This window comes from Methylacidimicrobium cyclopophantes (assembly GCF_902143385.2).
GTDB lineage: Bacteria > Verrucomicrobiota > Verrucomicrobiia > Methylacidiphilales > Methylacidiphilaceae > Methylacidimicrobium > Methylacidimicrobium cyclopophantes.
In genome coordinates this window covers 1-16,432 of sequence record NZ_CABFUZ020000080.1, presented here as the reverse complement: position 1 = coordinate 16,432, position 16,432 = coordinate 1, and the positions used below count along the sequence as shown (strand labels likewise).

Sequence of the window (16,432 nt, the reverse complement as noted above, 5' to 3'; positions counted from 1 at the left end):
ACACAACGGGAGCCCACGGCCGCCTTCCAGAGCGATCGAGGAACATATTGCCGGGATAGAAAACCAAGCCGGACGAAGCGAGCAAATCCGTTTTATCGGCCGAAAGGGAAGGCGCGTGGGACATCGGCTTACTGCACTTCCCCCGGAAGGGTCACTCCTTGATTCCCCACGCCGACCCAAGAAAGTCCCTGGAAAGCCGGGATCCTCGCGGCCATTTTCGCGAACACCTCCGGACCACTCTGCCCAAAATCTTCTCCTCCCAAGGCGAGAATCAGGCCCCGGAGAATCCGGATATCCTCCTTGGCCCGACCCGGTGTCGGAATCGCCTGTTGGATGCGTTGCAGCCGACCGGCACGGTTGACCATCGTTCCGTTCTTCTCCGCGAACGATGCACCGGGGAGCACCCAGTGAGCGATTTCGGAACTCCTGTCGGCGAGGATCCCTTGCCATACGAGAAGCACCAGACCGCTCAACAACGCCTCCGGGACTCCAGCACCGGCCGCGTCTTCGTGTAGGCAAAAAAGGGCGCGAATCTTCCCTTCCTCAATTCCTTTTCGCAGCTCGGGAAGGCGTTCCCCATCCGTGCCGATCCCTAAAATCCGAGCACCCCGACTATTGGGATTGAGGTCGTCGCTGCGCAGAAGGCCGTCGGCCTTCCCCTTCCGAGGCACCACTTCGGTGAAGATCTCGCCATCGCCTTGCAAGAGATCCCGCAACTGCCGGACCAAGAAAAGCTCCTCGTTCGTCATTCGGGCGGAAACGAGCAACGCCAGGGAAGAGGGATCGAGCTTCCGTAAGGCCTCGGCAACCTGCCTGAGGAGAAGGGGCCACTCTCCCGGAAACAATCTACCGTCCGCCCGCCTACCGGGCTCAAGGACCCGATGCTTGCTGTGAATGGGGTGGAAGCCCAACCGCCCCTGATCGCACATCCAGTGGGAGTTGACCGCTTCGTTGACGCGGGGCGTCAGCCGATAGACGATCCCCTCGCGGCTTCCGACGGTGACGTTGCAGCCCGTCGCGCAGTCGACACAGATGCTTTCGGTCTCCTTGAGAAACCAGACGCGCATCCGGAATCGGAAGTCTTTCGTCGTCAGGGCCCCGACGGGGCAGATATCCGCCGTGTTGAGCGAGTAGTTGCTTGTAAAGCGCTTGTCCGGGTAGACGGAAAGCCGGTTGTAGCCTCCCCGCTCGGTAATGCCCAGGCAATCTTCTCCAGCCAGCTCCCGAGCGAAACGGATGCATCGGGTGCAGAGGATACACCGTTCATCATCGAGCAAAATGCGCGGTCCTATGTCGACCCGCTTCGGCTTCTTTACCTTCTCTTCGCCGAACCGACTCCGCCCTTTCCCGTAATCGAATGCATACTCCTGGAGCTTGCACTCTCCCGCTTGGTCGCAAATCGGGCAGTCCAAGGGATGGTTGAGCAGAAGAAACTCGAGCACTCCCTCCTGACAGGATTCCACCAAGGGCGAATTGGTCCGGATGCCGATCCCCTCAAAAGCCGTCGTTGCGCAGGCGATCTGCGGTCTCGGCATCCACTGGAGCACCGGCCGACCTTCGGCATCGAGGATCGGCTTCCGATCGGGTCCGAGCTTAGGCGTGCCCATCTCAAAGAGGCACATCCGGCAGTTGCCCGCGATGGAGAGCTTCGGGTGGTAGCAGTAGTGAGGGATCAGCTTGCCGAAGCGGCGAGCCACCTCGATTACATTGAGACCGCGCGGCACCTCCACCCATTGTCCGTCAAGTTGGACATGGACGAGGGGAGCATCGGCCGGCGTGAGGTCGTGGTCGAAAGGATTTTTGATCAAGGCCATGATTAGACTCGCAACGAAACCGCTCAACAGGCGCGCGACAAGCTCTCACTCTCTTGGGCCGCCGTTGCCTTGGCTTCGAATTCTTCCCGGAACTTGGCGACGAAGCTCTCCACCGGCCAAGAGCAGGCTTCGCCGAAGGCGCAGATCGTCCGGCCAGCGATCTGCCCGGAGACATCGAGCAGAAGCTGCGGATCCTCTGGTCTTGCTCCTCCTCCCACCATCCGTCGGAGGATCTTATGCATCCAGAGAGCGCCTTCCCGGCAAGGGGTGCATTGCCCGCAAGACTCGTGAGCGTAGAACGCGGAAAGGTTGCTGAGGCATTCCACCATGTCCCGCGTATGATCCATGACGATCACTCCGCCGGAGCCCGACATGGAGCCCGAGGCCGCAATCGTATCAAAGTCGAGCGGGAGATCCTCGAGTCTCATCTCGATCTCTTCGGCGCTTCCGTCAGGCTTCTTGCGCTGGACTCGATAGATTTCTCCCGCCCGCAAGACTTTCGCCGAAGATCCACCCGGAATCACAGCCTTGAGCCGGTTCCCGTCGCGGATTCCACCGCAGACGTCGTAAAGCAGCTCCCCAAGCGTGATCGCTCCGCAATCATATTCGTAATATCCGGGTCGACGGACGTCTCCGCTCACGCACCAGATACGGGTGCCCGTATTGTTGGGCGTACCGATCTTGGCAAACGCCGCTCCCCCCATTTCGACGATATGCTTTACGTTGCACAGGGTCTCGACGTTATTGACGATCGTCGGACAGAGATAGAGACCGAGGGCGGCCGGAAAATAGGGAGGTTTGATCCGCGGATAGGCGCGCTTCCCCTCGAGCGACTCGATGAGCCCCGTCTCCTCCCCGCAAATGTAGGCTCCGGCCCCGCGAAAGACGAAGATGTCCAAGTCGTAGCCACTGCCGAGGATGTTCGTACCCAAAAAGTTCTTCGCCCGCGCTTCCGCAAGGGCGCGTTCCAGGATCTGTGCCCCGCGGACCATCTCGCCGCGGATGTAAATATACGCCAGATGCGCGCGGTTGGCATAGCTGGCAATGATCATCCCTTCCAAGAGCTGATGGGGGTCCTTGTAAATGATCTGACGATCCTTGAAGGTGCCGGGCTCGGACTCGTCCGCATTGCAGAGCAGGTAGACGGGCTTCCGATTCTTCGTGTGATCGATGAAGCCCCACTTGGTTCCCGTCGGGAAACCCGCTCCTCCCCTGCCTCGGAGTCCGGAAGCCTTGACCTCCGCCACGATCGCCGCCGGATCCATCGAAAGCGCCTTGCGTAGCTGCTCGTAGCCTCCGTGCCGCAGATAACAATCGATGTCCTGGGAGTAACCAGGCTCATCGGCGTAACGAAGGATGAGCCGGTGCTCCCGGAGTCTGTCTGTCAATGCTCCGCTTTCGGCCATTTATCCTTTCCCCTCCCCGTGCGACGCGCCGCTACCTAAGCTTTCCGCCAGGATCCGGTCCACCGTACCGATAGTAGCTCTCTCGAACTCTTCTTCATCCACCATCATCGCCGGGGCGCTTCCGCAAAGTGCGAGGCATTCCACGAATTCCACCGAATAGGTTCCATCCGGACTCAGGTAGATGCCGTGGCCGGCGGAGGCGGTCGCTCCGCACCGGTCCCGAATCTGTGCAAAGAGTTCGTGACTCCCGGCAAGAGCACACGAAAGGGTGCGACAGACCTTAAAATTAATTCTTCCTCCGGGACGTATCCGGAGCATCGGGTAAAAGGTGATCAGCTCCAGAATGTGAATCGGCTGCAGCCCCAACCGCTCCGAAATCCATTCGACCGCTCGCTGACTGAGAAAGCCGAACTCTTTTTGCCACAGATGAAGTAGGGGTAAAGCCGCGCTCCTCCGGGAAGCCGGGTACTGTCCGACAATCTCGTCCGCCTTGCGTTCAAATTCGGCCCCCGGAGCCTCCTCGCCGGGAAGTAGGGGTTGATCGGGTACTACCATGCCAGCTCGTCCTTCGCATTATCGATCGCACTCGCCCATCACGAAATCGAGGCTGCCGAGAATGGCCACCACATCCGCGACGAGATGCCCAGGTAGCACCTTCGGCAAAATGCTCAAGCTCATGAAGCTGGGAGCACGGATCTTCAGGCGGTAGGGAACCCCACCTCCCTTGCTCAGGATATAAAATCCGAGCTCGCCCTTCGGATTTTCCGCCCCGAAATAGACCTCTCCCGGCGGGGCGCTGATCCCTTCCGTAACGATCATGAAATGTTGAATCAATTCCTCCATCTTGGTGAGGACCGCCGACTTCTCGGGATCGTAGTTCCGAGCGTCATCCACGCAGATCGGCCCGCTCGGGATGCGTGAGAGCGCCTGTTGCAAGATCCGACGGCTCTGGCGCATCTCCTCCACCCGAACGACGAAGCGATCGTAGCAATCGCCGGCGCTGCCGACCACGACGTCAAATTCATATTGGTCGTATCCCAGATAGGGGGTCTTTTTCCGTAAATCCAGTTCCACTCCAGAAGCTCGGAGGTTGGGCCCGGTCAGCCCATAATCGATCGCATCGTCCGGAGAGATGACGCCGACATCCTTCGTCCGATCGACGAAAATCCTATTCCGGCAGAGAAGCTTATCGAGCTCGTCGATCTTTTCGCCGAACTGCTCCACGAAGGCCTGCGCCCGCTCCACCCAACCCGGGGGGAGATCACGCGCAAGCCCGCCGACTCGAGTATAGGTAGTCGTGAATCGGGCACCGGTAAGCTCCTCGATCAGCGAATAGATCTTCTCCCGCTCGGTAAAGACGTACAAAAAGACCGAAATCGCCCCACAATCCATCGCAAAGGCGCCCAAGCCGAGCAGATGCGACGAAATTCGAGCCAGTTCGCAGCAAATGACCCGAATCACTTGGCAGCGCGGAGGAACCGTCCAGCCCATCAACTTTTCAACGGCGCACGCATAGGCCACGTTGTTTGCCAAGGGGGCCAAGTAGTCGAGCCGATCGGTGTAGGGAATGAACTGATTGTACTGCATGTTCTCGGCGATCTTCTCATCGCCGCGATGCAAATACCCGATCACGGGATCCGCCTTCACCACGGTCTCGCCATCGAGCTCCAGAAGGATCTGGAGCACGCCATGGGTGCTGGGATGGGAGGGCCCCAGGTTGACCAGGAGCCGTTCCCCGGCCGGGGCGTCCGACAGATCCTCGCCTGTCGGCGGCAGTTTCTCGGCGAGAAGACCAGCGGGTCCCGTCATAACGTTTCCTCCGGAAGTTCCTCCGCGGGATGAGCACGAGGCTCCCGCTCCCCGCTTTCCGCTGCGGGTCGCGTGACGAAGGGGCCCCCTTCCAGAGGGGCTCTCCGCGAGAACGCCATCTCCCCGGCGTCGCTATCTTTTCCTTCCAGCGGGAAATCCTTTCGCAGCGGAAAAAAGGGATACCCTTCCCACATGAGAATACGCCGGAGGTCGGGATGGCCGGCAAACCGGATCCCCATCATATCGAATGCCTCCCGCTCTTGCCAATTCGCCGTGGCGTAGACTCCGGCGAGCGAGGGGGCCGTCGGCTCCTCTCCCGTTACGCGCCCCTTCAGACGAAGGAGCTCTCCGGAGGCAGCCGCAAAAAAATGGTAGACGATCTCAAATCGCGGCTCTTCCCCCAAATGATCGACGGAGGTCAGATCGAGGAGAGTCCGATAGCCGATCTCCTTGAGAAGCTTGGCCGCTTCCTGGACAGCGGAGAGATCGATCCGCACGGTCGTCTCTCCGCGGAACTCGCCGACCGCCTGAACCTTGGTCCCGAGGCTCGCCCGAAGCTTCTCTACCGCTTCCGCATTGCTCATGATCTGGATTTCGACCGTTCGTTTCTCTGTCTTTTTTCCGCCCGCCGGAGAGCCTTCCTCAGGCCGCTCGCTTCAGGCGACGCAGGGAGGGATCGGCGTCGATCTTCCCTTGGATGCGCAGGAGCCCGTCGAGCAACGCCTCCGGGCGCGGAGGGCAACCGGAAATGTAGACATCGACGGGCAGAAGCTGATCGATCCCTTGCAAGACCGCATAGCTTCGATACATCCCTCCGCTGGAAGCACAAGCGCCCATGGCAATCACCCACTTGGGCTCCGGCATTTGATCGTAAATTCGCTTTACCGCGTACGCCATCTTGTATGTGACCGTTCCCGCCACGATCAGCAGGTCCGCCTGCCGGGGAGAAAAGCGCATCACTTCGGCCCCGAAGCGGGCGATGTCGAAACGGGCGCAAGAAGCGGCCATAAGCTCGATCGCGCAGCACGCCAAACCCATCGGCATCGGCCAGAGCGAGTTTTTTCGCATCCAGTTGATGGCGGAATCCATGGTCGTCAGCACGACGTCCCCTTCGATCTTCGAGTTGTAGCTCAGTTCTTCCGTCTGGCCCATATGTGCCAATCTAACGGCGGCCGCTTGCGCAGCAAGCAAAAAGGTCTGTGTCGAGCGATCGGTCTCTCCGTTTCCCCGGAAGCGGTTTCGATGCTACTGTTTCCGGGAGAAGATGTACGCGAATCTCCTCTTCATCTGCACAGGCAACTATTACCGGAGCCGCTTCGCGGAAGCGGTCTTTAACTACCATGCTTCGGCGCGCGATCTGCCGTGGCGCGCCGGCTCTCGCGGTCTTGCCGTGGGTCCCACGCCTTTTCCGCTCTCGCCCTTCGCCCGCTCCCGCTTGCAAGAGCTCGGGATCCCGCTTTCCCACACGAGACAATTTCCCTTATCCCTCTCCGAAGAGGACTTGGCTCAGGCCGCGCACGCCATCGCCCTGCAGGAGCGGGAGCACCGTCCCATGATCGCCCGGCTCTTCCCGGAATGGGTGGGGCGGATCCGCTTCTGGGATATCGACGACGTCGACCGATCCCCCGCTGCAATCGCACTTCCCAAGCTCGAAAACCACGTCCTTCTTTTGCTGAACGAACTTGCCGGGGTCGCATCGGAAACCGGCTCCCGGAGGATGCCGCTGGAGAGCCCGGGAGGCGGACGGGCTCGGAGCGCCGAACGGCTTGCCTGGCGCCGATCAAACCTTTAGCTTGGGCGGTATCAACCGATCATCGCCGTGACTACCCTCGAAGATCTTGTCAATCCGGGCATTCGTTCTCTGACTCCTTACGAACCCGGCAAGCCGATCGAAGAGCTTGCCCGCGAGCAGGGATTTGCGCCCGAAGAGATTTGCAAGCTCGCCTCGAACGAGAACCCTCTGGGCCCCTCTCCTTTGGCGCTGCAGGCTATCCGGGAAGCCCTCCCGCACATCCACCTCTATCCGGACGGCGCCGGCCATCTCCTGCGCGAAGCGATCGCGTCCCATCACGGCTTGGCGGCAGAAAACGTCGTCCTGGGCAACGGATCGAACGAAATCATCGAGCTCCTCTTCCATGTGTTCGTGCTGCCCGGAATCCACGAGGTCCTCTGCTCCCGCCATGCCTTCGCGGTCTATCGACTGATGGCCCAGCTCTTCGACGCTCCCTGCCTCGAAACACCCGATCCGGAGTTCCGCCATGACCTGAGCGTTCTGCGGAAGTCTATCGGAGCGCAAACTCGGTTGATCTTTTTGACGAGTCCGAACAACCCGACGGGTTGCCGCATCCCTAACCGGGAGCTCGAGGAGTTCGTTCGCGCGATCCCTCCCCACACGGTCGTAGCTCTCGACGAAGCCTATGTCGACTTTCTCGACGATCCGCCACCCAGTATCTCCTGGGTGCGGGAAGGGAGGAACATCGTGCTGCTGCGCACATTTTCCAAGATGGAGGGCTTGGCCGGCCTCCGCATCGGCTATGCCCTCGCACCCGCGCCCCTCGCTTCCTGGCTCCAGCGCGCCCGCCAGCCATTCAACACCAATTCGCTCGCGCAAGCCGCCGCAATCGCCGCACTCAAGGACCATGCGCATCGGGAACAAACTCGACGAATCATCCGGGAAGGACGGATCCGCCTGGAGGACGCATTCACGGCGGAGGGCTTGACGTATGTTCCTTCCGCCGCCAACTTCGTGATGGTCCGGGTCGGCGACGGGGATCGTCTCTTCCAGAGCCTGCTTCGTCGCGGATGGATCGTTCGCCCCTTGCGCAGCTACGGTCTTCCGGAATGGGTGCGCGTGAGCATTGGCACCCCGGAGCAGATGACACGCTTCCTAGAGGTCTTTCCGGCCGCCTTACGCGAGAGCGCGACGACGCCGGCCAGCGCAACTGGATGAGCAGCCACTTTCCTCTCGCCCGATTGGCCGTGCTCGGCACGGGCCTCATCGGAGGTTCGGTCGCCCGTGCGGCGCATCGGCTCCGACTCTGTCGGGAGCTGGCTCTCTACAGTCGAGGCGAGGAAAGGGAAGTGGTCACGGCGGCGGGAATCGCCGACGTAGTCACGGAGGACCCGATCGAAGCGGTCCGGCAGGCCGATCTCGTCGTCATTGCTCTGCCTATCGCCGCGATGGGGCCGGTCCTCCGCACCGTTCGGGACTCCTTAGACTCGAAGGCCGTCGTGACCGACACAGCCAGCGTCAAGCTCCCGGCGATGCGCCTTTTCCAAGAGAATCTCGACGGGCGGGTCCGTTGGGTCGGCAGCCATCCAATGAGCGGCGGGGAACGCTCGGGGTTCTCCTTCGCCCGATCCAACCTCTTTGAAGGGGCGGTCTCCATTCTCACCCCTCCGGAAAATCCCGACGGGGAAGCGCTCGCCCTGGTCGAGACATTGTGGCTCTCGCTCGGATGCCGCATCGTCCGTCTCTCCGCCCTCGAGCATGACCGGCGGGTCGCCGCGGTGAGCCATTTGCCCCACCTGCTGGCCGCCGCCCTCATTCGCTCGGTGGATTGCGACGCATTGGATCTGGCGGGGCCCGGTTTTCGCGATGTGACGCGCATCGCGGCCGCCTCGCCCGAAATGTGGCAGGAAATCTTGCTGGCCAATCGGGAGAATGTGCTGGCCGCTCTCCGCTCCTTTCTCACGCACCTGGACGAAGCGAGCGTAAGTCTCCAAACCGAAACGGGGGCGGCGCTCAAGCAGTTTTTGCTGGAAGCCTCCGAACGCCGCCAATCTTTTGAAAAGTTCCCCTCATGATTTCCGCTCCTTCCACCCCTCCCACCGGTACGATGCCCCGCTCCCTCCCCGCCTTTCTGGCCGTTCGCTACCTGCGACCCAGGAGGAGCTTCGTTTCCGTCATCACCCTTCTTTCCCTGCTCGGCGTGACGCTCGGAGTGCTCGTCCTCGTCGTCGTTCTCGCGGTGATGGCTGGATTCGAACGGGAACTCCAAGAGAAGATCATCGGCTTCAATGCCCATTTGGTCGTCTCCAACGGAGACGTGCTCCACCACCCCGAACGGGAAATGGCACGCCTGCTCAAAGAACCCGGGGTCGAGGGAGCGGCTCCATTCGTCAGCGGCCCTATCCTCGCTGAGTATGCCGACCGGATCACGACTCCGATCCTGCGAGGGATCGATCCACAAGCGGAGCTCGGAGTCATCCCCCTGCGTCGATACCTCGTAGCCGGACGATACGACTTGCAGGCGGACACCATCCTCGTCGGAGAGGAGTGGGCCAAGCGCAATGGAGCGACCATTGGGGACAAGGTGGTCATCTATGCTCCGCGCCATCTCCAAGCTCTGCGGGACTCCGCTAACTCCGGGAATCGTTCGGTCCCTCTTCCGACGGAGCTGGAAATTTCGGGAATCTTTCGGACGGGGCTCTTCGAATACGATTCGACCTTTTTCCTGACCTCCCTCCGGAACGCGCAATATCTCTATGGTCTCGGCCGTGGCGTTCATGGGATCGCCTTGCGCGTCCAGGACCCGATGGCCGCCGACCGGCTCAAGGCTCGCCTCAATGCCGCCTATGCGCCGCCCATGGAGGCTATCACCTGGATGGATCAAAATCGGCCCTTGTTCACCGCGATCGCCGTCGAAAAGGTGACTATGGCGGTAATCCTCTTTTTCATCATCCTGGTCGCCGCCTTCGGCCTCTGCAGCACCCTCATCACGATCACCGCCCAGAAGCGCCGGGAGATCGGCCTCCTCAAGGCGCTCGGTGCAACGGACAGCCAAGTGCTCGGGATTTTCATCTTTCACGGGCTCATCGTCGGTCTCTTGGGCACGGCGGCGGGGCTGCTTCTTGCCGCCTTGACTCTCCGGTATTTGAACCTGCTTCGTGATCTTGTCGGGCGGACGCTGGGAATCGACCTCTTTTCGGCGGACGTCTATCACTTCGCCACGATCCCGGTCGTGATCGATCCCCCGCAGATCGCCGGGATCGCCGCCAGCGCGATTCTCCTCTGCGTCTGCGCCGCCTGGATCCCCGCGTGGAACGCCGCCAGGCTGTTGCCGGCCGCGGCGTTGCGCTATGAATGAGACGGTGAACACGCAGCAGGGAGAGCGCCCCCCGATCCTCGCGGCGGAAACCCTTCACAAGAGCTTCCGAACCGGATCAGCTTCGGTACCGGTCTTGACCGGGATCGACGTGGTCTTCCGAGAAGGGGTCTGTTACACGATCCAGGGAGTCTCCGGATCGGGCAAGACAACGCTGCTCCACCTCTTGGCGGGTCTCGAGGATCCCGATACCGGGCAGATCCTCTACCGCAATCAGGATATCTCCCGCTTCTCCCGAAAACGCCTCGCAGCATGGCGAGGGAGAGCAATCGGGCTGGTGTTTCAGGCATACCATCTGCTTCCCGAACTCACGGCATTGGAAAATGTGAACCTTCCGGCGATGCTCTTCGGGCAGCGCGACCCGAAACCGGGTTGGGAGCTGCTGGAGGCGGTCGGCATGACCCACCGATGGCAACATCGGCCCTGGGAGCTTTCGGGAGGGGAGCAGCAGCGCGTGGCCATTGCCCGCGCCCTTCGAAACGATCCGGAAATCCTGATGGCCGACGAGCCTACGGGGAATTTGGACGAAGAAACCGGCCTCGAGGTCATCGATCTCTTGCTCGATCTCCAAAAGAGTCGCGGCAAGACCTTGGTGTTGGCGACCCATGACCCACGATTGGCTCAGAAAGGAGATCAACAATTGGTGTTGACCGGAGGAAAGCTGGAGAGGGTCGATCCCACGTCCGCCGCTTCGGTTCCGATCTCGGGCCCTCCCAAGCACTCCCTGGAATCTCGGCTTGAGCCGGAATCCAAAACCTATTTGTAAAGGGATCAGAATGAGAGCTTGCTTCGCTTGCCCGGATGCGGAAAGAAGCTTTTGCGCCCTTGGCTCGCGAAACGGGAGAAGCGGCAACGAAGGTCGATGAAAGCACAACAACGAAAGAAGATTTTTTTAGATGGTGAATTTGTTGACGAAGCCGACGCTAAGGTGTCCGTGTTCGACCACGGATTGCTTTACGGAGACGGAGTCTTCGAAGGGATCCGGGTCTACGGCGGCCGCGTCTTCCGCCTCGAAGAACATCTGGAACGCCTCTTCGATTCCGCCAAGGCGATCCGCCTTTCGATTCCTCTGAGCCTCGACGACCTTGTCAAAACCGTCCTCGAATGCTGCCGGCAAAACTCCCTCTGGGATGGTTATATTCGCCTGGTGGTCACCCGCGGCAAGGGTGATCTCGGCTTAAACCCCGCATCCTGCCCAAAGCCGACCCTCTTTATCATCGCCGATGCCATCCGCCTCTATCCCGCTTCCGTCTATGAACGTGGTCTTCGCCTCCATACGGCGGCGGTCCGGCGCGTTTCTTCCGATGCGCTCGAGCCGGCGGTCAAGTCCCTCAACTATCTCAACAATATTTTGGCCAAGATGGAAGCGGCCGTCTCCGGCGCCGACGAGTCGCTCCTCCTGAACGAACAGGGTTACGTGGCGGAATGTACCGGAGATAACGTCTTCGCCTTCAAGCACGGAGAGCTGGTGACCCCTCCGGTTTCCGCCGGGGTGCTCCCGGGAATTACACGGCGGGAGATTCTCCGCCTCGCTCGGGAGGAAGGAGTCGATGCGGTGGAGCGGAACATGACTCGCTACGACCTATTCGTCGCGGACGAGGTCTTCCTAACCGGCACCGCGGCGGAGATCGTCCCAGTGGTCGAAATCGACGGGAGAACAGTCGGCACGGGAAAGCCCGGAGCGCTGACGCAACGACTCTTGCTGCGCTTTCGCGCATTGACCCGGACCACCGGGCCACTTATTTATAGTACGGGCAAGCCCGCGCCGATGGAGACCGCGCAGCAGCAATGAAGTGTCATTTCTGCGGAGAACCGGCAACCGTGCATCTGACCCAGATCGTCGGTGGCAAGGTTCAAAAAGTGCATCTTTGCGAAAAGTGCGCGAAAGAAAAGGGAGTATCGGATCCTTCCGTTTTCTCCCTTGCCGACATGCTTCTGGGCGTCTCGACGGAAGAAGAGCGAATCTTATCGAAAAACGAACCTACCTGTCCGCAATGCGGGTTCACGCAGTCGGATTTCAAGAAGACCGGGCGGCTGGGCTGTGCGTATTGCTACGAGGTCTTCGCGGAAATCGTCGATTCGATGCTCCGAGACATGCACAAGGGCGTCATTCACAAAGGAAAGATGCCCGCCAAGTTTTTGAGGCACCAATTTTACCAGAGGAGACTGGAGGATTTACAGGAGAGCTTGCATCGAGCCGTAACCGAGGAGCGTTACGAGGAAGCCGCCCTCCTTCGCGACGAAATCGCCCAACTCGAGACGCAGCTCAAAAGCTAAAGGGCGCGTCGCGCAACAGCGTTTTTCCCCGTTCCAAAGACGGTTCTTCCTCTCTCGCAGAATTGGAAGAGACGCCCCGGCAAAATACCTAGCCGTGCTGCGATCGCCGGAACGAAAAAGCCTTTATCGCGCTCGCCCCTGCGGCTAGAAAGAAAGCCGTCCTATGAAAATCTCCCTCGGTTCCGATCACGCCGGCTTTACCTACAAGGAAAAGATCAAGGAATTTCTCAAGCATCTCGGCCACGAAGTGATCGACTGCGGCACCCACTCGCTGGAGCCCGTCGACTATCCCGATTATATCCGTCCGGCGGCGGTCCTTGTCGCAGAGGGCAAGGCGGACCGCGGCATCGTCCTCGGCGGCTCGGGAAACGGAGAAGCCATGGTCGCCAACAAGGTGCGAGGTGTGCGCTGCGCCTATTGCTTCAACGAGGAGTCGGCTCGCCTCGGTCGAGCCCACAACGACGCCAACGTCATTTCTCTCGGCGAGCGTCTCATCTCCGAGGAAATGGCTCTCAAGATCGTTCGAATCTTTTTGGAGACCCCGTTCGAAGGTGGGCGCCATATTCCGCGAATTCGGAAGATCATGGCCGGCGAGCTGTTGTAGGGATCGATGGCTGTGCGATCCGGACCGCGGCTGCACGAAAGAGCTCCTGGCAAGGTGCCCGACGGTGGGAAAGATCGTTTACTTTTCTACGGTAAGATTCCTATCCTGTGGGTAGCCCGAGCTCGGCATCGTCGTTGATCTCGGCATCCGAAGAGACTATGGAAGAAATGACCGCCGATACCCATCTCTCCGAGGCGCCTTCGGTGAACGGAAAGGAAGGCATTTTCCCTCCTCCCCGGACGTTTTCGTCGCATGCGCATATCGGGAACGTCGACGAGTATCGACGACTCTACCGCGAGTCGATCGAGTCGCCGGAGACGTTTTGGGGGCGGATGTCGGCGGAGTTGGACTGGGCGGATCCGTGGAAGGAATTGCTCGCTTGGGAGCTGCCTGACGCACGCTGGTTCTTGGGGGGGAAGCTCAACGCCAGCTACAACTGCCTCGATCGCCATCTGATGGGCCCCCGGCGGAACAAAGCGGCGATCGTCTGGGAAGGGGAGCCGGGGGAGGTAAGGACTCTTACCTACCAGCAGCTCCATTGGGAGGTCTGTCGATGGGCAAATCTCCTCGCTCGGAACGGAGTCGCCGCCGGCGACCGCGTCGTGATCTATCTGCCGATGATCCCCGAAGCGGCGATCGCCATGCTCGCCTGCGCTCGTTTAGGAGCGCCGCATAGCGTCGTATTCGGGGGCTTCAGCTCGAAGGCGCTGCGGGATCGCCTCGTTGATTGTGGGGCGAGGATCCTGATCACGGCGGACGGAGGCTATCGGCGGGGGAAGATCATCCCCCTCAAGGAAAGAGTCAACGAGGCATTGGAAGGCGTTTCCCAGATTGAGCGGGTGCTGGTCGTGCGAAGGACAGGAAAACCCGTCCCCATGCAGGCGGAGCGCGACCGGTGGATCGAGGAGGAGATCCAGGAAGACGACGCCGGATGCAAGGTCACACCTTTCGAGAGCGAGCACCCTCTCTTTATCCTTTACACGAGCGGCACGACCGGAAGACCCAAGGGAATTTTGCATACGACCGCCGGTTATCTCCTCGGCTGCGCGCTGACGACCAAATACCTCTTTGACATCAAAGAAGAAGATCTCTTCTGGTGTACGGCCGATGTCGGTTGGGTAACCGGCCACTCGTACGTGGTCTACGGCCCTCTGGCGATCGGCGCTTCGGTTTTTCTCTACGAAGGCGCTCCGGACTTCCCCCGGCCGGACCGGTTTTGGCGAATGATCGAGCGCCACCGGATCACCATCCTCTACACCGCCCCGACCGCCATCCGCGCCTTCATGCGGTTTGGGGAGGAGTGGGTCGAGCCGCGGGATCTCTCCTCTCTTCGGCTTTTGGGCTCGGTCGGCGAGCCGATCAACCCCGAGGCTTGGCTCTGGTATCACGAGAAGGTCGGTCGAGGCCGCTGTCCCATCGTCGATACCTGGTGGCAAACAGAAACTGGGTCGGCGATGATCGCCCCCCTCCCCGGAGCGACCGCTTGCAAACCGGGTTCCGCTTCTCTTCCTTTCTTCGGCGTCGATCCCGCCATCGTCGATGACCAAGGAGCCCCTGCTCTTCCGGGTAGACAGGGCAAATTGGTGATTCGCCGTCCTTGGCCGTCGATGCTCCGAGGGATCTACGGCGACCCGGAAGGATTCCGGAAGACCTATTGGAGCCAAATTCCCGGCGTCTACTTCACCGGGGATGGCGCCCGGCAGGACAAGGACGGATATTTTTGGATCACCGGCCGGATCGATGATGTGCTCAATGTGTCCGGCCATCGAATCGGCACCGCCGAAGTGGAGAGCGCCCTCGTGAGTCACCCCAAGGTCGCGGAGGCTGCGGTCGTAGGTGAGCCCGATCCGGAAAAAGGGGAGGCGCTCGTTGCCTTCGTGACCCTCCGGCAGGGGGAGGCGGCTTCGGAGTCCCTCAAGGACGATCTCCGACTTCACGTGGAAAAACAAATCGGCTCCATCGTCCGCCCGAAGGAGATCCTTTTCGCCTCCTCGCTTCCGAAGACACGCAGCGGCAAGATTATGCGCAGGCTCCTCAAGGAGCTCGTCCGAAACGGGCAAATCGAGGGCGACACTACCACCCTCGAGGATCCCTCTACGATCGCGGCGCTCGCCAAAGAGGTGGGGCAGCCGACGGAATAGGAATGCCTGCCGGAAGTCGCTGGGTCGGCTCCCTCCAATCGCTCACGCTTCGGGCTCACCCCTTTGCGCTTCCGCTTCTGCGGTTCCTTGCCTGCGCCGGTGCCGCCTCTGCTCCCGCTTCGGAGTGCAAATGCCCCGGCGAGAAGCACGAATAAAGGCGGTCAGCCGCAGCACTTCTTCCGTCGGCCACCGCTTTTCCATCTCTTCCAGGGCTTGGGAGACGTTGCGGCCGCTTTCGTAAAGGATTCGATAAGCGGCCTCCAGCCGGCGGCGCGTTTCTTCCGAAAAGCCGGCTCTTCGTAAGCCAACACGGTTGACGCCGGCAACTTCATTTTCGTCCACGGCCATGAAAAACGGGGGGATATCCATTCCGATCCGGATTCCCCCTCGGACCATCACCAGTTCCCCAATGCGCACGTGCTGATGAAAAACCGAACCGCCCCCCAAAAAAGCGCGGTCCCCAACCTGGACATAGCCTCCAAGCAGGACATGATTGACAAGGATCGCCCGGTTGCCCACGACGCAGTTGTGAGCGACGTGGCATCCGACCATCAAATAGTTCCCATCGCCGATCCGTGTCTCGCTCTCCGGTCTTGCGCCACGATGGACGCTAACATGCTCCCGAATGACATTCCTCTCTCCGATCACCACCCGAGAAGGAGCCCCTTTCCAGGAAAGATCCTGCGGCTCGGCGCCGATGACCGCTCCATAGCCGATCTGATTTCCCGGACCTATGCGCGTTCCCGCCGCAATCACCGCATGAGCGCGAATCTCGCAATGGTCGCCCAGAATCGTGTCTTCCTCGATGATCGCCCCGGGCCCTACCCGCACCTCTCTTCCGAGCTCGGCCTTCGGGCTGATGATGGCCGTAGGATGGATCATGCCTCCCCCCGTTCTCGAAAGCTATGATAGAGAAGCTCCCCCTTCCGGGAGCCTCCGAGAATCAGATGATCGACTACCTCGATCCCCAAAATTTCGCCGGCCCGCTTCATCTCGCGGCTGATGGCAATGTCCGCCGCGGAAGGCGTGGGGTCCCCGGAAGGATGGTTGTGAGCAAAAAGGATCGAGTGCGCCTTGTGAGCGATCGCCGCGCGGAAAGCCTCGCGTGGATGGTACAGGCTCTCATTGAGAGTGCCTCGGGTAATTTCCTCGACGGCGAGAACTCGCCCTTTCGCATCCAGCAGAACCGCCAGCAACATCTCGACCGGCAGAAGCCGCATTCTCGGCCCCAGGAACTCGACTGCATCTTTCGGACGGCGGATGCGCCGTCCGA

17 protein-coding genes are annotated in these 16,432 nt (G+C 60.6%); 9 read left to right on the top strand and 8 right to left on the bottom strand.

The genetic code is table 11. The annotated features are described in order from the left end of the window. Positions 1–128 precede the first annotated feature (128 nt). Genes FN369_RS01760 through nuoB form a run of 6 tightly spaced genes read right to left on the bottom strand, consistent with a single transcriptional unit; the run spans position 129 to position 6,181 of the window. Positions 129–1,814, bottom strand: a complete 1,686-nt coding sequence (locus FN369_RS01760; RefSeq protein WP_142524494.1) for an NADH-quinone oxidoreductase subunit G — start codon at positions 1,812–1,814, stop codon at positions 129–131. 23 nt (positions 1,815–1,837) lie between these two features. After that, positions 1,838–3,220 carry an NADH-quinone oxidoreductase subunit NuoF gene (gene nuoF / locus FN369_RS01755; RefSeq protein ID WP_142524493.1) on the bottom strand — a complete coding sequence of 461 codons (1,383 nt, stop codon included), beginning with the start codon at positions 3,218–3,220 and terminating at the stop codon, positions 1,838–1,840. After that, complete coding sequence (locus FN369_RS01750) at positions 3,221–3,775, bottom strand: NADH-quinone oxidoreductase subunit NuoE family protein (protein ID WP_142524492.1); 555 nt, start codon at positions 3,773–3,775, stop codon at positions 3,221–3,223. Between the two features lie 18 nt (positions 3,776–3,793). Further along, on the bottom strand, positions 3,794–5,029 hold the full coding sequence (gene nuoD / locus FN369_RS01745) for an NADH dehydrogenase (quinone) subunit D (RefSeq protein WP_142524491.1): 1,236 nt from the start codon (positions 5,027–5,029) through the stop codon (positions 3,794–3,796). Then, positions 5,026–5,613 carry an NADH-quinone oxidoreductase subunit C gene (locus FN369_RS01740; protein WP_142524490.1) on the bottom strand — a complete coding sequence of 196 codons (588 nt, stop codon included), beginning with the start codon at positions 5,611–5,613 and terminating at the stop codon, positions 5,026–5,028. Before FN369_RS01740 ends, nuoD begins: the two co-directional genes overlap by 4 nt. A gap of 58 nt (positions 5,614–5,671) precedes the next feature. Beyond that, entirely contained in the window at positions 5,672–6,181 is a 510-nt protein-coding gene (nuoB, locus tag FN369_RS01735; RefSeq protein WP_142524489.1) for an NADH-quinone oxidoreductase subunit NuoB, read from the bottom strand. Between the two features lie 112 nt (positions 6,182–6,293). Here nuoB and FN369_RS01730 point away from each other — a divergent pair, with 112 nt between their 5' ends. The 9 genes from FN369_RS01730 to acs all read left to right on the top strand — a co-directional run bounded on the left by FN369_RS01730 (position 6,294) and on the right by acs (position 15,159). Further along, positions 6,294–6,821: an arsenate-mycothiol transferase ArsC gene (locus FN369_RS01730; protein WP_142524488.1), complete on the top strand. Its 528-nt coding sequence runs from the start codon at positions 6,294–6,296 to the stop codon at positions 6,819–6,821. A gap of 27 nt (positions 6,822–6,848) precedes the next feature. Continuing rightward, complete coding sequence (hisC, locus tag FN369_RS01725) at positions 6,849–7,979, top strand: histidinol-phosphate transaminase (protein WP_142524487.1); 1,131 nt, start codon at positions 6,849–6,851, stop codon at positions 7,977–7,979. Continuing rightward, a complete protein-coding gene (locus FN369_RS01720) occupies positions 7,976–8,836 on the top strand; it encodes a prephenate dehydrogenase (RefSeq protein WP_178087605.1) in 861 nt (286 codons plus the stop codon). Before hisC ends, FN369_RS01720 begins: the two co-directional genes overlap by 4 nt. Further along, positions 8,833–10,119, top strand: coding sequence for an FtsX-like permease family protein (locus FN369_RS01715; protein ID WP_246189480.1), 1,287 nt, complete (start codon positions 8,833–8,835; stop codon positions 10,117–10,119). Before FN369_RS01720 ends, FN369_RS01715 begins: the two co-directional genes overlap by 4 nt. Then, the gene (locus tag FN369_RS01710) at positions 10,112–10,903 is read left to right on the top strand and encodes an ABC transporter ATP-binding protein (protein WP_142524485.1); all 792 of its coding nucleotides are present in this window, start codon (positions 10,112–10,114) and stop codon (positions 10,901–10,903) included. Before FN369_RS01715 ends, FN369_RS01710 begins: the two co-directional genes overlap by 8 nt. A 96-nt stretch (positions 10,904–10,999) precedes the next feature. Then, complete coding sequence (gene ilvE, locus FN369_RS01705) at positions 11,000–11,929, top strand: branched-chain-amino-acid transaminase (RefSeq protein WP_142524484.1); 930 nt, start codon at positions 11,000–11,002, stop codon at positions 11,927–11,929. Then, on the top strand, positions 11,926–12,414 hold the full coding sequence (locus FN369_RS01700; RefSeq protein WP_142524483.1) for a UvrB/UvrC motif-containing protein: 489 nt from the start codon (positions 11,926–11,928) through the stop codon (positions 12,412–12,414). Before ilvE ends, FN369_RS01700 begins: the two co-directional genes overlap by 4 nt. Positions 12,415–12,577: 163 nt before the next feature. Continuing rightward, complete coding sequence (rpiB, locus tag FN369_RS01695; RefSeq protein ID WP_142524482.1) at positions 12,578–13,018, top strand: ribose 5-phosphate isomerase B; 441 nt, start codon at positions 12,578–12,580, stop codon at positions 13,016–13,018. Positions 13,019–13,185: 167 nt separating this feature from the next. After that, positions 13,186–15,159, top strand: coding sequence for an acetate--CoA ligase (gene acs, locus FN369_RS01690; RefSeq protein ID WP_142524481.1), 1,974 nt, complete (start codon positions 13,186–13,188; stop codon positions 15,157–15,159). A gap of 42 nt (positions 15,160–15,201) precedes the next feature. Here the strand turns inward: acs and lpxA are convergent, their stop codons facing one another. After that, on the bottom strand, positions 15,202–16,041 hold the full coding sequence (lpxA, locus tag FN369_RS01685) for an acyl-ACP--UDP-N-acetylglucosamine O-acyltransferase (RefSeq protein WP_142524480.1): 840 nt from the start codon (positions 16,039–16,041) through the stop codon (positions 15,202–15,204). Beyond that, positions 16,038–16,432 (bottom strand): JAB domain-containing protein (locus tag FN369_RS01680; protein WP_150003884.1); only part of this gene is annotated, 395 nt, incomplete at its 5' end. The genes lpxA and FN369_RS01680, both read right to left, overlap by 4 nt.

Bases quoted from the DNA above. Each gene is read 5' to 3' on its own strand.
- FN369_RS01740 (WP_142524490.1), bottom strand. From the start codon at position 5,613: ATGAGCAATGCGGAAGCGGTAGAGAAGCTTCGGGCGAGCCTCGGGACC.
- FN369_RS01720 (WP_178087605.1), top strand. From the start codon at position 7,976: ATGAGCAGCCACTTTCCTCTCGCCCGATTGGCCGTGCTCGGCACGGGC.
- lpxA (WP_142524480.1), bottom strand. From the start codon at position 16,041: ATGATCCATCCTACGGCCATCATCAGCCCGAAGGCCGAGCTCGGAAGA.
- nuoD (WP_142524491.1), bottom strand. From the start codon at position 5,029: ATGACGGGACCCGCTGGTCTTCTCGCCGAGAAACTGCCGCCGACAGGC.
- FN369_RS01715 (WP_246189480.1), top strand. From the start codon at position 8,833: ATGATTTCCGCTCCTTCCACCCCTCCCACCGGTACGATGCCCCGCTCC.
- FN369_RS01700 (WP_142524483.1), top strand. From the start codon at position 11,926: ATGAAGTGTCATTTCTGCGGAGAACCGGCAACCGTGCATCTGACCCAG.
- rpiB (WP_142524482.1), top strand. From the start codon at position 12,578: ATGAAAATCTCCCTCGGTTCCGATCACGCCGGCTTTACCTACAAGGAA.
- FN369_RS01730 (WP_142524488.1), top strand. From the start codon at position 6,294: ATGTACGCGAATCTCCTCTTCATCTGCACAGGCAACTATTACCGGAGC.
- acs (WP_142524481.1), top strand. From the start codon at position 13,186: ATGACCGCCGATACCCATCTCTCCGAGGCGCCTTCGGTGAACGGAAAG.
- nuoB (WP_142524489.1), bottom strand. From the start codon at position 6,181: ATGGGCCAGACGGAAGAACTGAGCTACAACTCGAAGATCGAAGGGGAC.
- nuoF (WP_142524493.1), bottom strand. From the start codon at position 3,220: ATGGCCGAAAGCGGAGCATTGACAGACAGACTCCGGGAGCACCGGCTC.
- FN369_RS01760 (WP_142524494.1), bottom strand. From the start codon at position 1,814: ATGGCCTTGATCAAAAATCCTTTCGACCACGACCTCACGCCGGCCGAT.
- FN369_RS01710 (WP_142524485.1), top strand. From the start codon at position 10,112: ATGAATGAGACGGTGAACACGCAGCAGGGAGAGCGCCCCCCGATCCTC.
- ilvE (WP_142524484.1), top strand. From the start codon at position 11,000: ATGAAAGCACAACAACGAAAGAAGATTTTTTTAGATGGTGAATTTGTT.
- FN369_RS01750 (WP_142524492.1), bottom strand. From the start codon at position 3,775: ATGGTAGTACCCGATCAACCCCTACTTCCCGGCGAGGAGGCTCCGGGG.